General features: G+C 63.7%; 16 protein-coding genes. 9 read left to right on the top strand and 7 right to left on the bottom strand.

Annotation, left to right across the window (positions count from 1 at the left end; translation table 11 throughout):
• Positions 1-108: 108 nt before the first annotated feature.
• The 5 genes from AC4P1R_RS08350 to AC4P1R_RS08330 all read left to right on the top strand — a co-directional run bounded on the left by AC4P1R_RS08350 (position 109) and on the right by AC4P1R_RS08330 (position 7,404).
• Positions 109-2,580, top strand: a complete 2,472-nt coding sequence (locus tag AC4P1R_RS08350; protein WP_492177661.1) for a glycoside hydrolase family 2 protein — start codon at positions 109-111, stop codon at positions 2,578-2,580.
• Between the two features lie 119 nt (positions 2,581-2,699).
• The gene (locus tag AC4P1R_RS08345; protein WP_492177660.1) at positions 2,700-3,461 is read left to right on the top strand and encodes a sugar phosphate isomerase/epimerase family protein; all 762 of its coding nucleotides are present in this window, start codon (positions 2,700-2,702) and stop codon (positions 3,459-3,461) included.
• A 93-nt stretch (positions 3,462-3,554) separates the two neighbouring features.
• Positions 3,555-4,688, top strand: coding sequence for a Gfo/Idh/MocA family protein (locus AC4P1R_RS08340; RefSeq protein WP_492177659.1), 1,134 nt, complete (start codon positions 3,555-3,557; stop codon positions 4,686-4,688).
• Positions 4,689-4,911: 223 nt separating this feature from the next.
• The gene (gene mgrA, locus AC4P1R_RS08335; protein ID WP_492177658.1) at positions 4,912-5,940 is read left to right on the top strand and encodes an L-glyceraldehyde 3-phosphate reductase; all 1,029 of its coding nucleotides are present in this window, start codon (positions 4,912-4,914) and stop codon (positions 5,938-5,940) included.
• Positions 5,941-6,297: 357 nt separating this feature from the next.
• On the top strand, positions 6,298-7,404 hold the full coding sequence (locus AC4P1R_RS08330; protein ID WP_492177657.1) for a TRAP transporter substrate-binding protein: 1,107 nt from the start codon (positions 6,298-6,300) through the stop codon (positions 7,402-7,404).
• A gap of 176 nt (positions 7,405-7,580) precedes the next feature.
• Here AC4P1R_RS08330 and AC4P1R_RS08325 read toward each other — a convergent pair whose 3' ends face one another.
• Positions 7,581-9,368, bottom strand: coding sequence for a TRAP transporter large permease (locus AC4P1R_RS08325; RefSeq protein ID WP_069458356.1), 1,788 nt, complete (start codon positions 9,366-9,368; stop codon positions 7,581-7,583).
• Positions 9,365-9,940 (bottom strand): TRAP transporter small permease subunit, encoded by a 576-nt coding sequence (locus AC4P1R_RS08320; RefSeq protein ID WP_492177656.1) that lies wholly within the window; start codon positions 9,938-9,940, stop codon positions 9,365-9,367. The genes AC4P1R_RS08325 and AC4P1R_RS08320 overlap by 4 nt, the downstream gene beginning before the upstream one ends.
• Positions 9,941-10,205: 265 nt before the next feature.
• Between AC4P1R_RS08320 and AC4P1R_RS08315 the strand changes: the two genes are divergently transcribed.
• Positions 10,206-11,834, top strand: coding sequence for a glycoside hydrolase family 43 protein (locus AC4P1R_RS08315; protein WP_492177655.1), 1,629 nt, complete (start codon positions 10,206-10,208; stop codon positions 11,832-11,834).
• A 234-nt stretch (positions 11,835-12,068) separates the two neighbouring features.
• On the opposite strand, the gene AC4P1R_RS08310 is transcribed toward AC4P1R_RS08315, so the two are convergent.
• Positions 12,069-13,271 carry a GTP-binding protein gene (locus AC4P1R_RS08310; RefSeq protein WP_492177654.1) on the bottom strand — a complete coding sequence of 401 codons (1,203 nt, stop codon included), beginning with the start codon at positions 13,269-13,271 and terminating at the stop codon, positions 12,069-12,071.
• A 90-nt stretch (positions 13,272-13,361) separates the two neighbouring features.
• Entirely contained in the window at positions 13,362-14,360 is a 999-nt protein-coding gene (gene znuA, locus AC4P1R_RS08305) for a zinc ABC transporter substrate-binding protein ZnuA (RefSeq protein WP_492177653.1), read from the bottom strand.
• A 155-nt stretch (positions 14,361-14,515) separates the two neighbouring features.
• On the opposite strand from znuA, the gene AC4P1R_RS08300 reads away from it, so the two are divergent.
• The 3 genes from AC4P1R_RS08300 (at position 14,516) to AC4P1R_RS08290 (ending at position 16,696) form a co-directional block, all read left to right on the top strand.
• Positions 14,516-15,424, top strand: coding sequence for an ATP-binding cassette domain-containing protein (locus AC4P1R_RS08300; RefSeq protein WP_492177652.1), 909 nt, complete (start codon positions 14,516-14,518; stop codon positions 15,422-15,424).
• Entirely contained in the window at positions 15,417-16,226 is an 810-nt protein-coding gene (gene znuB / locus AC4P1R_RS08295; protein WP_069458362.1) for a zinc ABC transporter permease subunit ZnuB, read from the top strand. The genes AC4P1R_RS08300 and znuB overlap by 8 nt, the downstream gene beginning before the upstream one ends.
• A 74-nt stretch (positions 16,227-16,300) precedes the next feature.
• Positions 16,301-16,696, top strand: coding sequence for a Fur family transcriptional regulator (locus tag AC4P1R_RS08290; protein WP_069458363.1), 396 nt, complete (start codon positions 16,301-16,303; stop codon positions 16,694-16,696).
• A gap of 238 nt (positions 16,697-16,934) precedes the next feature.
• Here AC4P1R_RS08290 and AC4P1R_RS08285 read toward each other — a convergent pair whose 3' ends face one another.
• From AC4P1R_RS08285 to AC4P1R_RS08275, 3 genes are all read right to left on the bottom strand, one after another.
• Positions 16,935-17,465, bottom strand: a complete 531-nt coding sequence (locus AC4P1R_RS08285; protein WP_069458364.1) for a gamma carbonic anhydrase family protein — start codon at positions 17,463-17,465, stop codon at positions 16,935-16,937.
• Positions 17,466-17,519: 54 nt separating this feature from the next.
• Complete coding sequence (locus AC4P1R_RS08280; protein WP_069458365.1) at positions 17,520-18,206, bottom strand: fumarylacetoacetate hydrolase family protein; 687 nt, start codon at positions 18,204-18,206, stop codon at positions 17,520-17,522.
• A 198-nt stretch (positions 18,207-18,404) separates the two neighbouring features.
• Positions 18,405-18,611, bottom strand: coding sequence for a hypothetical protein (locus AC4P1R_RS08275; RefSeq protein ID WP_069458366.1), 207 nt, complete (start codon positions 18,609-18,611; stop codon positions 18,405-18,407).
• Positions 18,612-18,912 lie beyond the last annotated feature (301 nt).

Here is an 18,912-nt window from a genome sequence, read left to right as displayed (position 1 = left end):
GTTTCCCCGCATCCCGCCCCAGCCACTTCACGCCGGCAGGGCTTTTGAAAGCGCCCGGCCGAGGACAGTATCCCGGCGACCGCCGCCGGTCACGAATGGATAATGGACATGCCTCCCGAGACCCTGAACGGCGACGCGATCCGCATCGATCTTTCCGGCGATTGGCTGCTCGCCTCCGCGGACAACAGCCATGCGCTGACGATCGCGCTGCCGGGCGATGTGCACAGTGCGCTGCAGCACGCCGGCATCATCCCCGACCCCTATCGCGGCCGCAACGAGGCCGAGGTGCAATGGGTGGCACAGAAGGACTGGGTGCTCGAACGCACCGTCGTGATCGATGCGGACGATCTCGGCGGCTACTGGTATCTCGATTTCGAAAGCATCGACACGGTGGCTTCGATCCACGTCAATGACCGGCTGGTGCTGGAGGCGGAGAATTGCTTCCGCCGCTACCGTCCGGATGTGTCGGGCGCGCTTGTTGCCGGGGAGAACCGCATCCGCGTGCTGCTCCATTCCTCGATTGCTGAAGGGGCAAGGCGCCAGGCCGAACAGCCCTTCCGCGTGCCCTATCACGAGGGCAACTCGCCGATCGCCAATGGCAATATGCTGCGCAAGCCGCAATGCCATTTCGGCTGGGACTGGAACATCGCGATCGCGCCACTCGGCATTTATGGGACGCTGGCGCTTTGCCGGCTGGAGACGGCGCGCATCGAGCATGTGACGACGCGTCAGGTCTGGCTCGATGACGGCTCGGTCGACCTGCAGGTGACGGTCACGCTTTTTGCCCGCGATCCCGGTATCGTGCCGATCCATTTCGAGCTTGACGGGCAACGCGAGCGCCTGGACTTGGCGGCCGCCGCCGGCGAGACGCACATCACGCACGTGTTCAGCGTCGCGGAGCCGAAGCGCTGGTGGCCGGCCGGCAGCGGCGAACAGGCGCTGTCGATGTTGACGGTCGAAACGCCCGAGGAAGTGGTGACGCGGCAAATCGGCTTCAGGACGATCGAACTGGTGACCGACCGCGACGAGGCGGGCAGTCGCTTCGCCTTCCGCGTCAACGGCCGCGACATCTTCTGCCGCGGCGCCAACTGGATACCGGCGGATGCGCTGATGGCGCGGGTCGCGCCCGAGGGCGTCGAAGATCTCCTGCAATCGGCCGTCGACGCCAATATGAACATGATCCGCGTCTGGGGCGGCGGCTTCTACGAGCCGGACTGGTTCTACGATCACTGCGACCGGCTCGGTCTCATGGTCTGGCAGGACTTCATGTTCGCCTGCAATCTCTACCCTTCGACGCCGGATTACCTGGAAAACGTCGCGGCGGAAGTGGGCTATCAGGTGAAGCGGCTCGCGTCGCATCCGTCGATCGCGCTCTGGTGCGGCGACAACGAGCTCGTCGGCGCCCTAGCCTGGTTCGAGGAAAGCCGCAAGGACCGCGACCGCTATCTCGTTTCCTATGACCGCCTCAACCGAACGATCGAGACGGCGATGAAGGCGGCCTGTCCAGAGGCGATCTGGTGGCCGTCGAGCCCGTCCGTCGGTTACCTGGATTTCGGCGATGCCTGGCATGCCGACGGCTCCGGCGACATGCACTACTGGTCCGTCTGGCACGAGAACAGGTCCTTCGATACCTATCGGACGGTGCGGCCGCGCTTCTGTTCGGAATTCGGCTTCCAGTCCTATACATCCATGCCGGTGATCCGAAGGTTTGCCGAAGCGCGCGACCTCAACATCGCCTCGCCGGTGATGGAGGCGCATCAGAAGAATGCCGGCGGCAACGAGCGGATTGCCGGCACGATGTTCCGTTATTTCCGCTTCCCCAAGGATTTCCCGAGTTTCGTCTATCTCAGCCAGATCCAGCAGGGGCTGGCGATCCGCACCGCCGTGGACTATTGGCGCTCGCTGAAGCCCCATTGCATGGGCACGCTCTATTGGCAGCTCAACGACACCTGGCCGGTCGCCTCCTGGTCGAGCCTCGACTATGGCGGCCACTGGAAGGCCCTGCACTACATGGCGCGGCGCTTCTTCCAGCCGGTCACGGTGGCGGCCATTCCGGCGGCGGACGGCAAGACGATCGCCTTCTCCACGGTCAACGATACGGCCGAGCCGGTGAGGGTCGAACTGGAGACCTTCCTGGTTTCGCTCGAAGGCAAGCGCCGGCCGCTGGTGGCGGCGGCAGGCGCATGCTTGCCGGACCGGGCAGAGACGCTGGTCACCATCACGGCCACCGATATTCCGGCCGACGCGCTCATCTTCTGGTCCTTCGAAGCGTCGAACGGCATGCGTGGCGAGGGGCATTACGTCCACGGCACCTACAAGGCACTCGACCTCGAGCCCGCAGGCCTGGCGATCGAGGCGGCGACCGCTGTCGACGGCTACGACGTGACCGTGACGGCAGCCGGCCTCGCGCTCTATGTGGTGGTGGAGGCGGATGGCGAGGGGCGCTATTCCGACAACGCCTTCGACCTTGCCGCGGGAGAAGCGAAGACGATCCGCTTCACGCCGAAACTGCCGCTCGAACCGGGCGTGACGCCGCGCTTCAGCGCCTACGATCTCGAATCCTGCCAGGGAAGGGGGTGAGCGAGGTGAAGCGCAATCCGCCGCCATGGCCGCCCCTGCGCCTGCGAAGATCAACCGCGCGCCGCTCCACGCCGCCCCTGCCACGATTTGAATCCGCAAAACCCACGAGGAGAGTCTCGATGAAAGACGTCAGTTTTCAGCTCTACAGCGCCCGCAACTTCCCGCCCTTCGCCGATGTGCTTGCCGCTCTCGGCGATGCCGGTTACACGCAGGTCGAGGGATATGGAGCGCTCTATGCCGCCCTCAGTGACGAACAGATCGCGGCTTTCAGGAGCGGACTGGAGCGCAACGGCCTTGCCATGCCGACGGCCCATTTCAGCCTCGACATGCTGGAAACGGATCCCCTGCGGGTGATGCAGATCGCCAATGCGCTCGGCATCCGCGCCATCTACTGCCCGTATCTGATGCCCGATCAGCGCCCGAGCGATGCGGCCGGTTGGCGGGAATTCGGCGCGCGGCTGCAGGCGGCCGGCAAGCCGTTCCGCGATGCCGGCATCGACTTCGGCTGGCACAATCATGACTTCGAATTCCATGCCCTGCCAGACGGATCGGTGCCGCTGGAGCACATCTTTGCCGGCGGACCGGATCTTTCCTGGGAGGCTGACATCGCCTGGATCGTGCGCGGCGGCGCCGATCCCTTTGCCTGGATCCAGAAATATGGCGACCGCATCACCGCCGTTCATGTCAAGGACATCGCGCCCAAGGGCGAAAAGACGAACGAGGACGGCTGGGCCGATGTCGGCGAGGGTACGCTCGACTGGAAAGGGCTCACCAGGGCGCTTTCGGAAACCCCGGCGCAATATTTCATCGCGGAACACGACAATCCGAGCGACTTCCGCCGCTTTGCCAAGCGGTCGCTCGCTTCCATTCAATCCTACTAGGAAGGCATTCGTGGGTTACCCAAGAATGCCTTCCTGGATTTCTTTGTTGGGCGCAGGCTTTTGCGGAACCTGCCTAGAGAAGCGGACATCTCCATGACGAAAGAACTTGGCGTCGGCATCGTCGGATGCGGCAATATTTCCACCACCTATTTCAAGCTTGCACCGCTCTTCAAGGGCATCCGCGTCGTCGCCTGCGCGGATATCGATCCGGCGGCGGCCGAGGCACGCGCCGCTGCATTCGATGTGACGGCTGAGAGCATCGAAGCTCTGCTCGCCAATCCGGAGGTGGACATCATCGTCAACCTGACCATACCGGATGCGCATTTTCCGGTTTCCAAGGCGATCCTCGAAGCCGGCAAGCATGTCTATTCCGAAAAGCCGCTCGTCCTGTCGCTCGAGCAGGGCGAGGAATTGAGGGCGATCGCCAGGCAAAAGGGACTTGTGGTCGGCAGTGCGCCGGATACTTTCCTCGGCGGCGCCCATCAGCTCGCCCGCAGCTACATCGATGACGGCAGGATCGGCCGCGTGACCTCCGGCACCTGCCATGTGATGAGCCCGGGCATGGAGATGTGGCATCCGAACCCGGACTTCTTCTTCCTGCCCGGAGGCGGCCCGGTGCTCGATCTCGGCCCCTATTACATCGCCAACCTGATCAATCTGATCGGACCGGTAAAGCGCGTGGCGGCGCTGTCGTCGATGGCGAGCCAGACGCGCACCATCACCAGCGAGCCGCGCAACGGGGAGGTGATTCCGGTCAGGACGCCGACCAATGTCCATGCGCTGCTCGAATTCCACAACGGCGCGACCATCACGCTTTCGGCGAGCTGGGACGTCTGGGCGCATCGCCACGCCAATATGGAGCTCTACGGCACCGAGGGATCACTATTCGTCCCCGACCCGAACTTCTTCGGCGGCACTGTCGAGGCAAGCGGCCGCAACAAGGACATCAGGCCGCTGGAGATGTGGGACCACCCCTTTGCCATTGACAATTGGGAGCATCCGCTGGGGCCGATCGCCAACTACCGCACCGCCGGCCTTGCCGACATGGCGGATGCAATCCTCAAGGGTCGCGACCCGCGCTGCTCGCTCGATCGCGCGCTGCATGCCGTCGACGTGATGGTGTCGATCCTGAAATCCGGGGAAGAGGGACGTTTCGTGACATTGTCCACAACCTGCACCCAGCCGGCGGCGCTCGGCATCGAGGAGGCGAGGGCGCTTCTGCGGTGACTTAATCGCTCTTGGGTCGAAGGATGACCCCTCCCCAACCCCTCCCCACAAGGGGGAGGGGCTCGGCGCCAGCGCCGCTCGCCTGCCCATATTCAGCCTCTGCGTGGGCTGGTCCCGCTGCGAGGAGGCGGGCCGGTGCGGCAAGGTAAGCCCCTCCCCCTTGTGGGGAGGGGTTGGGGAGGGGTAATCAAACCCACCCACGCAAAACAAAGGAATGCGACCCATGCCCTGGCAACCGGCAGAAAACCGATACGAGAAGATGAAGTATAACCGCTGCGGCAGGAGCGGCTTGAAGCTGCCGGCGATCTCGTTGGGGCTGTGGCACAATTTCGGCGGCGACACGCCGCACGAGCGCAAGGTGGACATGTGCCGGACCGCCTTCGATCTCGGCATCACCCATTTCGACCTTGCCAACAATTACGGCCCGCCGCCGGGGTCCGCGGAGATCGCCTTCGGCGAGATCCTGCGCACCGAATTCGCCGGGCTGCGCGATGAACTGATCATTTCCTCCAAGGCCGGCTACGACATGTGGCCCGGGCCCTATGGCGAATGGGGCAGCCGCAAATATCTGATCGCCTCCTGCGACCAGAGTCTGAAGCGCATGGGGCTCGACTATGTCGACATTTTCTATTCCCACCGCTTCGACCCCGACACGCCGCTCGAGGAGACCTGCGGCGCGCTCGATCACATCGTGCGGTCGGGCAGGGCGCTTTATGTCGGCATCTCCTCCTACAATTCGCAGCGCACCCGCGAAGCGGCAGCGATCCTCAAGGAGCTTGGCACGCCGTGCCTCATCCATCAGCCAAGCTACTCCATGCTCAACCGCTGGATCGAGGATGACGGCCTCGTCGACACTCTGGAGGATCTCGGCATCGGCTCGATCGTCTTCTCGCCGCTTGCCCAGGGCATGCTGACGACGAAATATCTGAGCGGCATTCCCGAAGACAGCCGTGCGGCGCTCAACCATTTCCTCAAACGGGAATTCATCCGGCCGGACATCGTCGAGAATATCCGCAAATTGAATGCGATTGCCGAGCGCCGCGGGCAGACGCTGGCGCAGATGGCGATCGCGTGGGTGCTGCGCGGCGGGCGGATCACCTCCGCCCTGGTCGGGGCAAGCCGTTCCGAGCAGATCGTCGACAGCGTCAAGGCGCTCGAGAACGACAGTTTCACGGCAGAGGAACTGGCCGAGATAGACGCCCATGCGCGCGAGGCAGACATCAACCTCTGGGCGTCCTCGGCGGAGCGCTGACGACCTCCCGCGCCGGACCCGAAAGGCCGCTGCGGCGCTTGAAGAGCGGCCTCCGGAGCGCCGACAAAGGGCGTCGGCAGCAGGCCCGAATGCCTTGATTTGCCTTGATTTTAGGCAATCTCGCGCGTGCCGGTCGCCTCTTCGCCAAAAGTCGGGGCGGCGGCCGGATGCGGCCACTGGACATGCATTGCCATGTCTGTATGGTGCGGTTGTGCCGGCCCGATCTGGGGCGCTTCTGCCCGGCTGCCGGCAATGACGACAATGAGCCCTCGACGCGCTGAGGCGGGCGGGGAAAAGCTCAAACGACGGTTCGGCGGTGCACGCCGGCAACCGTCATGGCGGGAAAAGGGAGGAATCATGGATCGCCGTTCATTCATCAAAAATGCGGGCCTCGGCGGCCTCGGGGCGGCTGCCGCGACGGCACTCGCAGCGCCGGCCGTGGCGCAGACCAATCCGAAGGTCACCTGGCGTTTGACGTCGTCCTTCCCGAAGTCGCTGGATACCATCTATGGCGGCGGGGAAGTCCTGTCGAAATACGTGTCCGAAGCGACCGACGGCAATTTCCAGATTCAGGTCTTCGCGGCCGGCGAAATCGTTCCGGGCCTGCAGGCCGCCGACGCGGCGGCAGCCGGGACGGTCGAGGCGTGCCATACGGTTGCCTATTACTATTGGGGCAAGGATCCGACCTGGGCGCTCGGCGCCGCGGTGCCGTTCTCGCTGAATGCGCGCGGCATCAACGCTTGGCACTATCACGGCGGCGGCATCGACATATTCAATGAGTTCCTCGGCGAGCAGGGCCTGGTCGGTTTTCCCAACGGCAATACCGGCGTGCAGATGGGCGGCTGGTACCGCAAGGAAATCAAAACGGTCGACGACCTGAAGGGGCTGAAGATGCGCGTCGGCGGCTTCGCCGGCAAGGTCCTGGAAAAACTCGGCGCCGTGCCGCAGCAGATCGCCGGCGGCGACATCTATCCGGCGTTGGAAAAGGGCACGATCGACGCCGCCGAATGGGTCGGTCCCTATGACGACGAGAAGCTCGGCTTCTACAAGGTCGCGCCCTATTACTACTATCCCGGCTGGTGGGAAGGCGGCCCGACGGTGCATGCCATGTTCAACAAGGCGGCGTATGAGGGCCTGCCGAAGGCCTATCAATCGCTCCTGCGCACGGCCTGCCAGGCGGCCGACGCCAACATGCTGCAGAAGTACGACTACCTGAACCCGGCCGCCATCAAGCGGCTCGTCGCCGCCGGCGCGCAATTGCGGCCGTTCAGCGCGGATGTGCTTTCCGCCTGCTTCGATGCGTCGAACGAGATCTATGCGGAGATGGAATCCTCCAATTCGGCCTTCAAGAAGATCTGGGAGTCGATCAAGGCGTTCCGCGGCGAGTATTACCTCAATGCGCAGATCGCCGAATACAACTACGACACCTTCATGATGATCCAGCAGCGCAACGGCAAGATCTGACGCGGCGGCATCGATCGCGGAACAGGAAACCCCGGGGCGCTGCTCCGGGGTTCTCTTTTTTCGTTATCATGAAAGAATTTCGGTCCCTCATCCGCCTACCGGCACCTTCTCCCCGTTCAGACGGGGAGAAGGGACGCGCAGCTTGCTCCCCTCTCACCTGTGCGGGGAGAGGGCTGTCAATTGAACGACGGCGGTGCGCTGAGGTCGGGTGCCGGCGGGGTCTCTGGCTGCGGCGCAATGTTCGGCTGGGCCGGCGGCTGGCCGCCGTCGAGCGGGCTTCCGCCGGGCAATTGCAGGCCGCCCGGCAGGCCGAGACCGCCGCCATTGTCCGGCAGTCCCAGGCCGGTGCCGCCGAGGCCCGGCAGTTCGATCTTGATGGTGGAGGGGTCGACGCCTGCGCCGGCGCCCTTGTAGTGCATCACCATCTGCGGGAACATCAGCGTCAGCGCGACCATCACGATCTGGATGCCGACGAACGGCACGGCGCCCCAATAGATCTGGGCCGTCGTCACCGGCTGCATCATCTTGCCGGTCACCTTGTCGAGATAGGGCACCCTTGCCGCGACCGAGCGCAAATAGAACAGCGCGAAGCCGAAGGGCGGATGCATGAAGCTCGTCTGCATGTTGATGCCGAGCAGCACGCCGAACCAGATGAGATCGATCCCGAGCTTCTCGGCCGCCGGTGCCAGCAGCGGCACGATGATGAAGGCGAGCTCGAAGAAATCGAGGAAGAAGGCCAGGAAGAAGACGAGCAGGTTGACGGCGATCAGGAAGCCGACCTCGCCTCCGGGCAAACCCGTAAGCAGGTGCTCCACCCAGAGATGACCGTTTACGCCGTAGAAGGTCAGCGAGAAGACCCGCGCTCCGATGAGGATGAACAAGACGAAGGCGGAGAGGCGCGTGGTGGAGGCGAGCGCCGAGCGGACCACTTCCATCGTGAGCCGCCCCTTGGCCGCGGCCATGATCAGCGCGCCGACCGCGCCCATCGCGCCGCCCTCGGTCGGCGTTGCGATGCCAAGGAAGATCGTGCCGAGGACGAGGAAAATCAGCGCCAGCGGCGGGATCAGCACGATGATGACCTGTTGCGCCAGGCGCGACAGGGCGTTGATCTTGAACAAGCGATCGAGCACGGCGACCAGGTAGATGAAGGCCACGCCCACCGTGGCGCCGAGGATATCGGCGTTCCCTCCCTGCGTCGGCGAGAGATAGAGATGGGCGGCATAGGCGATCCCGACGGCGACGACGAGCGCGACGACCAGGGACATGACGCCCGATCCGAGGGTGCGGGCTTCGAGCGGCAGCGCCGGCATGGAGCCGCGCTTCAGGAACGACATCAGCATGACGTAGCTCATGTAGAGACCCGTCAGCACGAGGCCCGGGATCAGCGCGCCGGCATACATGTCGCCGACGGAGCGGCCGAGCTGGTCGGCGAGAACGATCAGCACCAGCGACGGCGGAATGATCTGCGCGAGCGTGCCGGAGGCGGCGATGACGCCGGTGGCGACCCGCCGGTCATAGCCGTAGCGCAGCATGATGGGCAGCGAGATCAGACCCATGGCGATGACGGAGGCCGCGACGACGCCGGTGGTGGCGGCAAGCAGCGCGCCAACGAAGATGACCGCATAGGCAAGACCACCACGAACCGGGCCGAAAAGCTGCCCGATCGTGTCGAGCAGATCCTCGGCCATGCCCGAGCGTTCGAGCACGATGCCCATGAAGGTGAAGAAGGGAATGGCAAGCAGGGTGTCGTTGGACATCACCCCCCAGAAGCGTTCCGGAAGCGCATTGAGCAACGGCCAGGAGAGATTGATCGAATCGGAGAGCGGCGCAAGTTCCACGCCGATGATGAAGAACAGGAGGCCGTTCGCGGCGAGCGAGAAGGCGACGGGATAGCCCAGCAACAGAAACACGATCAGCGATACGAACATGATCGGCGCCAGGTTGTGCGCGATGAACTCGATCACGGGCGCACCTCCGGAGCGGTTGCCTCATCGAGCGGCGCATGGGTCGGCACATAAGGTGTCGGGTCGTCCATGTTGCCGGTCATGACGGCGATCTTCTTGATGATCTCGGAGACGCCCTGGAGTGCCAGCAGGATGAAGCCGATCAACAGCACCGCCTTGGCGGGCCAGAGGATCAGCCCCCCGGCGCTGGAGGAGACCTCTCCCGAGCGGTAGGACATGCGCACATAGGGCACGAGGAAATAGATCATCAGCAGCACGAAGGGCATCAGGAAAAAGAGATGCCCGAAGAGGTCGATCCAATGTTGGACGCGGCGCGAAAACGAGCCGTAGACGATGTCGATTCGGATGTGCTCGTTCTGGCTGAGCGTATAGGCGGCGGCGAACATGAAGGCAGCGCCGAAGAGATACCATTGCGCCTCCAGCCAGGCATTCGACGACATGTTGAATGCCTTTCGGATGACGGCATTGCCGGCGCTGACGAGCACGGCGACGAGAATGAGCCAGGAGACCGCCTTGCCGATCCTCTCGGTGGTGGCGTCTATCAGCCGGCTGAAGCCGAGTAAAAGTTGCATCGAACCATCTCCCCGCAGTCGTTGTTTTTTCTCTGCCAAGCACAGCCACAGTGCCGATTTCAAGGGTGCTTTCAAGCCCGCGCCTTCATTTTTCCGCACCGCAGCAGGTCCCGACAGGAAAGTCGCATGCCGGTCATCGAAGATTGACCGGGCGGGGGAGCCTCTGCGCCACGAAAGGGTAGTTTCTTCAGCGGTGAGCGATGACGTCAGTCTTGAAACCGCCGCGACTTTCGGGCTGGATGCTGCCGACTCTGGAGGAGAGAACATGGCCGCATCGATCCGCAATCCGATCCTGCCGGGCTTCAACCCCGACCCGTCGATCTGCCGCGTCGGCGATGATTATTATATCGCCACCTCCACCTTCGAGTGGTATCCGGGCGTGCAGATCCACCATTCGCGCGACCTGGTGAACTGGCGGCTCGTCCGGCGGCCGCTCGAGCGTGCGAGCCAGCTCGACATGCGCGGCAATCCCGACAGCTGCGGCATCTGGGCGCCTTGCCTCTCATATTTCGAGGGCCTGTTCTGGCTGGTCTATACCGACGTCAAGCGCTTCGACGGGAACTTCAAGGACGCCCACAACTATATCGTCACGGCCGAATCCATCGAGGCGACCTGGTCCGATCCGGTCTATATCAATTCGTCCGGCTTCGATCCATCGCTCTTTCATGACGAGGACGGCCGCAAGTGGTTCTTGAACATGCAATGGAATCACCGCACCGAAAGCTTCGGCGGCGCGCCGAAGAGCCCGGCATTCGACGGCATCCTGCTGCAGGAATGGGACGAGCGCACGCGCAAGCTCACGGGTCCCGTGAAGAACATCTTCGCCGGCAGCGCGCTCGGGCTCGTCGAGGGGCCGCATCTCTTCAAGCGCGACGGCTGGTACTATCTGACTGTTGCCGAGGGCGGAACCGGCTATGAGCATGCGGTGACGATGGCCCGTTCCCGGATGATCGACGGTCCGTACGAACTGCACCCGAACATCCATCTCATCACCGCGAAGGATCACCCCGAGGCGTCGCTGCAGCGCGCCGGCCATGGGCAATATGTCGAAACGCCGGACGGGCAGGCCTATCACACGCATCTCTGCGGCCGGCCGTTGCCGCCGCATCGCCGCTCGCCGCTCGGCCGCGAAACGGCGCTGCAGAAATGCGTCTGGAGGGAGGATGGCTGGCTCTATCTGGAAAGCGGCGGCGTCGTGCCGGAGGTCACGGTGCCGGCACCGGTGACGACCGACGCCATCCCGCAGCCCAGAGTGACCGAGACCGATTTCGACGAGCATGAGCTTCCGGCCGAGTTCCAATGGCTGCGTACGCCGCTGCCGGAGCGGATCTTTTCGCTGACCCGCCGGCAAGGGCACTTGCGCCTCTTCGGCCGCGAGAGCATCGGCAGCTGGTTCGAGCAGGCGCTCGTGGCACGGCGCCAGGAGCATCATTCCTTCCGGGCGGAAACCGTCGTCGAGTTTACGCCGGCTACGTATCAACAGGTCGCGGGCCTGACGTATTATTACAACCGCCACAAGTTCCACGCGCTCGGCGTCACCTGGCACGAGAAGCTCGGACGGGTCGTCACCATTCTTTCCTGCCCGGGCGATTTTCCGCACGGACGCCTGACCTATCCGGCTGGCAGCGGTCTGGCGCTGCCGGACGGCCCGGTTCAGCTGGCAATGGATATCCGCGACAATGATCTGCAGTTCTTCTGGCGTGCCTCACCGGAGGACGACTGGGCGGCGATCGGGCCGGCGCTCGACGCGGGTGTGATCTCGGACGAGGGCGGACGCGGCGAGCACGGCTCGTTCACCGGCGCCTTCGCCGGCCTGTTCGCCTTCGACACATCCGGCAGCGGCCTGCACGCGGATTTCGACCGCTTCCGCTATGAGGTGATCGGCGGTGAGTGAGAAGGTGAGAATATTTTCATGAACCGCTGTGTTTATTGAATAAACGTAATGACTTGCTTTGGTTCAGGACCTCCCGAGGGCCGAAAAGCGCGCCTTCGACCGGGCCCTGCGCTTCCGGAGGCTCTTCCCCTTCGACCTCGCCGAGGAGCGGGTCGAACATCGGCACCGGGCGCCCCGCCGCAGTCAGCGCCGTACAGACGTAGCGGGGCCGGTGTTGCGGACGGCCGTTTGCCATCAGGCCGCCCGGTGGCTCCAGCTCGCGAAGGGGTCCGGCAGGCTGCGCCAGCGTTCGGGGCGGAAGGCGTCTTCCGCGATCAGGCAGGCGTCGAGTTCGGCGCGGAGCGCGGCCTCGTCCAGCGGATCGGCGCCGATAAAGACGATTTCCTGGCGTCGGTCGCCCCAGACCGGATCGACATAGGGGCCGATCGCCTCGAGGAAGCGGGCATCGCGCGGCCATTGCTCGGGCGGCACCGCGGCCCACCAGAGCCCCATCCGGGCCGTGCGCACCAGCGGCCCCGCCTGGCTCAATTCGCCGACATGGTGCGGGCGTGTCGCCAGCCAGAAGAAGCCTTTGGCGCGCAGCACGCCCGGCCAGCTGCGGTTGAGGAAGGCCTGGAAGCGGCCCGGATCGAACGGTTGGCGGGCGCGGTAGACGAAGGAGCGGATCCCGTATTCTTCCGTCTCGGGAACGTGGTCCTTGAAGCCGTGGAGCTCCTTGTACCAGAGCGGGTGCTGTTCGGCCTTCAGCAAATCGAAGCGGCTGGTGCCGAGGACATCCCTCAGTTCCACCCGGCCGAAATCCGTCTCGATCAGCCGCGCATCCGGATTGAGGCCGACGATGATTTTCCGCGCGGCATCGAGTTGCTCCGGCGTCGCGGTGCCGACCTTGTTGAGCACGACGACGTCGGCGAACTCGATCTGCTCGACCAGCAGGACCACCAGCGTTCGCGCATCGCCTTCGCCGGCCGTTTCGCCGCGATCGGCGAGGAAGTCGGTCGACGAATAGTCGGCGAGCAGATTGGCGGCATCGACGAGCGTGACCATGGTGTCGAGCCGGGCGACGTCGGAGAGGCTTTGGCCGGCCTCATCGCGGAAATCGAAGGTGGTGGCGACGGGGAGGGGCTCGGATATGCCGCTCGATTCGATCAGCAGATAGTCGAAACGCTCCTGTTCGGCGAGGCTGCGGACCGCGCGCAGCAGGTCGTCGCGCAGCGTGCAGCAGATGCAGCCGTTCGTCATCTCGACCAGCTGCTCTTCCGTGCGTGACAGATCGGCACCGCCGTCGCGGATCAGCGAGGCGTCGATGTTGATTTCGCTCATGTCGTTGACGATAACGGCGACCCGCAGGCCCTCGCGGTTCGCGAGGACATGATTGAGCAAGGTCGTCTTGCCGGCGCCAAGGAAGCCGGAGAGGACGGTGACCGGCAGTCTTTCCATAGGAATTACCTCGAGTGTATATGTTATACCATTACATAACATTGGTTCAGAAAAGGCGGGCCTTCAGCCCGCTTTCGCCATGGGGACTCTTCAGCTTGCCGAGGAGAGGCAGGTCTTGAGCGAAGCGCCGATCCCTTCCAGGAGGTGGAAGTAGAGATCCGGGCCGGCGTCGAGCGATCCGCCTTCCGGGTCCAGCGTACCGGACTTGGCCGGTGTGCCCTCTGTCACGACATTGACGAGCTTCGGCTCGAATTGCGGCTCGGCGAAAACGCAGGTGGCACCGAGCTCCTCAATCTTGGCGTGGATCTGCGACAGTCGCTCCGCGCCGGGCAGGACCTCCGGACTGACGGTGATCGAGCCCGCGACCCGCACATGATAGCGGTGCTCGAAATATTGGTAGGCATCGTGGAAGACGACAAAGGGCTTGTCCTTGATCGGCGCGACCGTCTCGGCCAGGCTCTTGTCCAGCGCATCGACGCGTTGGTTGAATGCCTCCAGATTCGCCTTGTAGGCGGCGGCATTGTCCGGATCGACTTCGGCGAGCGTCTTTTCGATCTCCGCCGCCATGGCCTTGGCATTCATCGGATCGAGCCATAGGTGCATGTCGAATTCGCTTTCGCCATGGTGCTCGTGCTCGTGCCCGGCTGCCTCCTCTTCGGCATGGTGATCATGCCCTTCGTGGCCGGCTTCTTCCGCATGGTGATCCTCTCCCACATGGTCATGCGCTTCGAAGGCGCCGCCTTCACGCAGCTTCAGCTTCTCGACGCCGGTCGCCTCGCTGAGTTCCACCACCTTTGCACCGCTGCCGAGTGCATCGAGCGGCTTGTCGAGAAAGGCCTCGAGGCCGGGTCCGACCCAGAACACCACCTTGGCGGCCTGCAGCGCGGCGGCGTTCGAGGGCTTCATGCTGTAGGTATGCGGCGAGGCGCCGCCTTCGACGATCAGCGACGGCTCGCCGATACCCTGCATGATCGAGGCGACGAGCGAGTGAACGGGCTTGATCGAAGCGACGACGGTCGGGGCACCCGCTAGAGCCGGAGACGAGAGCACGAGGGTGGATGCGAAGAGCAGGGCGGGCGTCGATTTCATCGGTGACTCCGAATTGGGCTTCAACTGGCTTAAGCACCCCCGAGGACGTCGGGGGTTGCGATATTGTGCGGATTGATGTGTTATGTTATTACATCAATTGCGTTATGCTATAACGTGTGCGATAGCCAGAGGCAACCGTCGAAATCGGATTTTTTATGCTGAACTTCCGCCCCCAGGAGAAGACGTCACTCGTCAGGCTGAGCAATTCCGGCGTGCGCCGCAATGGGCGCTGGCTCGTGCGCGGCGTCGATTTTTCGATCAGCCGCGGTGAGATCGTCACCCTGATCGGGCCCAATGGTTCGGGCAAGTCGACGACGGCGAAGATGGCGATCGGCGTTCTCAGGACGGACGAGGGCCGTGTCGAACGTCTGGCCGGCCTCAAGGTCGGCTATGTCCCGCAGAAACTGTCGGTCGACTGGACCCTGCCGCTTACTGTCGAACGGCTGATGACGCTGACGGGACCGCTGAAGGGGCGCGAGATCGAAGAGGCGCTGTCGGCGACCGGCATGCTGCACATGGCGAAGGCGGAGGTGCAGCACCTTTCGGGCGGCGAGTTCCAGCGGGCGCTGCTGGCGCGCGCCATCGCCCGCAAGCCGGATCTGCTCGTTCTCGACGAGCCGGTGCAGGGGGTGGATTTTTCCGGCGAGATCGCCCTCTACGAACTGATCAAGCAGATTCGCAACCGCACCGGCTGCGGCATCCTGCTGATCTCGCACGACCTGCACATCGTCATGGCGGAGACGGATACGGTGGTCTGCCTGAACGGCCATGTCTGCTGCCGCGGTACGCCGCAGGCGGTCAGCCAGAGCCCGGAATATCTGAAGCTGTTCGGCGGCCGCGCCGCCGGTGCGCTTGCGGTCTACAGCCACCGTCACGACCATACCCACTTGCCGGATGGGCGGGTGCTGCATGCCGACGGCAGCGTCGCCGATAGCTGCTTCCCCGGCGACGGCCATCATCACTCCGACGCGGTCGAGAACATTCACGACCACGATCCGGATTGCGGCTGCGGCCATCATGCACGGCTCCACGGATTTGAAGGCTCGGAGAAGCGCGATGCTTGACGATTTCTTCATTCGCGCCCTCGTCGCCGGCATCGGTATCGCCCTGGTGGCGGGCCCGCTCGGCTGCTTCGTGATCTGGAGGCGCATGGCCTATTTCGGCGACACCATGGCGCATTCGGCGCTGCTTGGCGTTGCGCTGTCGCTGCTCTTCGAGCTCAACCTGATGGTCAGCGTCTTCATCGTCGCTTCCGCCGTGTCACTGCTCTTGCTTTTCCTGCAGAGGCGGGGCGCGCTGTCGACGGACGCGCTGCTCGGCATCCTGTCGCATTCGGCGCTGTCGATCGGGCTCGTCATCGTCGCCTTCATGACCTGGGTGCGGATCGACCTGATCGGCTTCCTCTTCGGCGACATCCTTGCCGTGTCGCGGAGCGACATCGACATCATCTGGGGCGGCGGCATTCTGGTGATCTTCGCGCTCGTCTATCTCTGGCGACCGCTGCTTGCGGCGACGGTCAATCCGGAACTCGCCGAGGCGGAAGGGATGAAACCGGAAAGGGCGAGGCTCTTCTTCATGCTGCTGATGGCGCTGGTGATCGCCATCGCCATGAAGATCGTCGGCATCCTGCTGATCACCTCGTTGCTGATCATTCCGGCGGCGACCGCCCGCCGTTTCTCCGCCTCGCCAGAAATCATGGCCGTGTTCGCCTCGCTGATCGGCGCGCTCGCGGTCGCCGGCGGTCTTTTCGGATCGCTCCACTGGGATACGCCGTCGGGACCGTCTATCGTCGTCGCGGCGCTCATGCTTTTCGTGCTGAGTCTCCTGCCGCTCGGCCGGCGGCTCGGGGCGTCGCATCGATTCTAGATAAGTTAGAGCGGGATGCGGGCGGAAGACCGCGCACTTTTCCTCATCCCGCTCTCGGCACGGAGGACATATTGATGGGCACGCCCCAACTGACGAAGAACCAGTCGCTGGTCCTGGGGGCGCTCTCCCATTCCGACGGACCGATGAGCGCCTATACGATCCTCGACAAGCTCCGCGACCAGGGCTTTCGCGCGCCGCTGCAGGTTTATCGCGCCCTCGAGAAGCTGCTCGAATACGGCCTCGTGCACCGGCTCGAAAGCATCAACGCCTTCGTCGCCTGCACCTGCCCGGATGAGCACGAGCACGACCACGGCGTCACCGCCTTCACCATCTGCGAGGGCTGCGGCCAAGTGACGGAGTTCCACGACGAGACGATCGAGCAGCGCCTGGCGGCGCTGGTGCGCGCCCGGAGCTTTAAAACGGAAAAGACGACGATCGAGATCCGCGGGCAGTGCAAGAGCTGCGCGTGAGGCGTGGTAAGAAATCGGAGACGACGGTAATACCCCCTCTGCCCTGCAGGGCATCTCCCCCACAAGGGGGAGAATAGATGTGGCACGCTTTTCACCTCAATCGGAGCGTTCGGCTCGCAGAAGCGCTTCGGTCGGACGAGGGATAGCCGCTTGTACTCTCCCCTTGTGGGGGAGATCGCCGGCAGGCCAGAGGGGGTCGACAGGGCACCGTCCCGAGCCGAGGCGGGATGCGCGCCTATCAATCCAGCCGTTTCAACTGCGCGGCATAATGCTGCCAGTTCTTCACATAATGATCGGCCGAGCGCTTCAGCCGCTCGACGGCCGCGTCGTCGAGCGTGCGGATCGCCTTGGCGGGCGCGCCGACGATCAGCGAATTGTCGGGGAATTCCTTGCCTTCGGTCACAAGCGCGTTGGCGCCGACGAGGCAGTTGCGGCCGATCTTGACGCCGTTCAGTATCGTTGCGCCCATGCCGATTAGCGAATTGTCGCCGATGACGCAGCCGTGCACGATCGCCCGGTGGCCGATGGTGCAGCCTTCGCCGATCGCCACCGGGAAGCCGGGGTCGACGTGGATGATCACGGCCTCCTGGATGTTGGTGCGCGCGCCGACGCGGATAGGCTCGTTGTCGCCGCGCAAGGTCGCGCCGAACCAGATGCCGACATCCTCGCCGATCTCCACCTGTCCGATCAGATTGGCGTCGGGCGCCACCCAGTAGCTGCCTTCCGGCGGGGTCTTCGGCTGCAGCGGTCCGAGGGCGTAACGTGGCATTCTCTATCCTTTCTTCTGCCGAAGAGGCGGGTGCCGCCCGTCCGTGGTATAAAGTCAGACGACATTGACGGAGAGCGAGGCGACGCCGTCGACGCCGCAGGTAATGAGATCGCCGCGCATCACAGCACCGACGCCCGCAGGCGTGCCGGTCATGATGACGTCGCCCGGCGCAAGGGTAAAGAGGCGGGAAAGTTCGGTGATGATTTCCGGCACCGTCCAGATCATCTGCGCGAGATCGCCCTGCTGGCGGCTTTCGCCATTGACCTTGAGCCAGATGCCACCCCTTGCCGGATGGCCGATCGCCGTAGCCGGTGCGAGCGCCGAGATGGGTGCGGAATGCTCGAAGGCCTTGGCCGCCGTCCAGGGGCGGCCGGCCTTCTTCGCCTCCGCCTGCAGGTCGCGGCGGGTGAAATCGATGCCGACGGCGTAGCCATAGATGTGATCGAGCGCCTCTTCGGCGCGGATATCCGCGCCGCCACGCCTGAGCGCCACCACCAGCTCGACCTCGTGATGCACATCCGCGGAACGCGGTGGATAGGGGAAATCCTTACCCGGCGGCAGCAGATTGTCGGCATTCTTCTGGAAGAAAAAGGGCGGCTCGCGGCTCGGATCGTGCCCCATTTCGCGGGCATGGTCGGCATAGTTGCGGCCGACGCAATAGACCCGGCGCACCGGGAAGGCCGCGGCGCTTCCCGCGATCGGCAGCAGGACGGGTGGGGCGGGCGGTATGACTGTTTCCATGATCGTCCATTCTCGGCGCCGCCGCAGATCGCACGGCAGCCGGCACTGTTGCGGCGTGCGAAAATCAAAACGCTACGGCACCTCTCGTGCCGACTGGCGCGTGGTGCCGTAGCGAATCTTCAAGAAGGACGTTAGCAGCCGGAAAGGCTGCCGCAATAGCTAAATCCATTCGCCAGTTGGACGCGGGATCGCCCGCATTTAGGCATAGCGTGCATAGGCTTCAAGCTGGTCACGGGTCAGGAAGCGGCCATCCGAGCGCGAGTTGAGCTCCGGGTGGCTGTACTCGAGGCTCGGCACATCGGGAAGTTCCAGGGCTTGGCGTACGGTCATGATGCCGATGTCCTTGCGGCCGCTGTCGCGCCTGACACTCACTTCAACGATGCGACGGAGATTGCGTTCGCTCATTGTGTCTCTCCCGTAGATTATTCTTTTTGTCCCTTTTGGTCCGGAGTTAAACACCCCGAAGTTGTTTTTTATGAGGCACCTCAGAACTATAAAGTCGGTAAATGAAGCTTTGACGACGGAAATTGGACGCTTTCGCGGAGATTTCGGGTCATATCACAATCAAGCCGCGAGAAACCGCGGCTATGGATGACAGTAACTGCTCTTCAGATTGCGACATAGCTTATATTAGAAAGCGCTGTCCGCTTCAAGAGAATGCATCGGCGGCAGCGTTTAATACTACTTATGTGGCCTCGATTTGTAA

It is taken from the genome of Sinorhizobium sp. Y406 (assembly GCF_058732025.1).
This window is presented reverse-complemented; position numbering and strand designations above follow the sequence as displayed.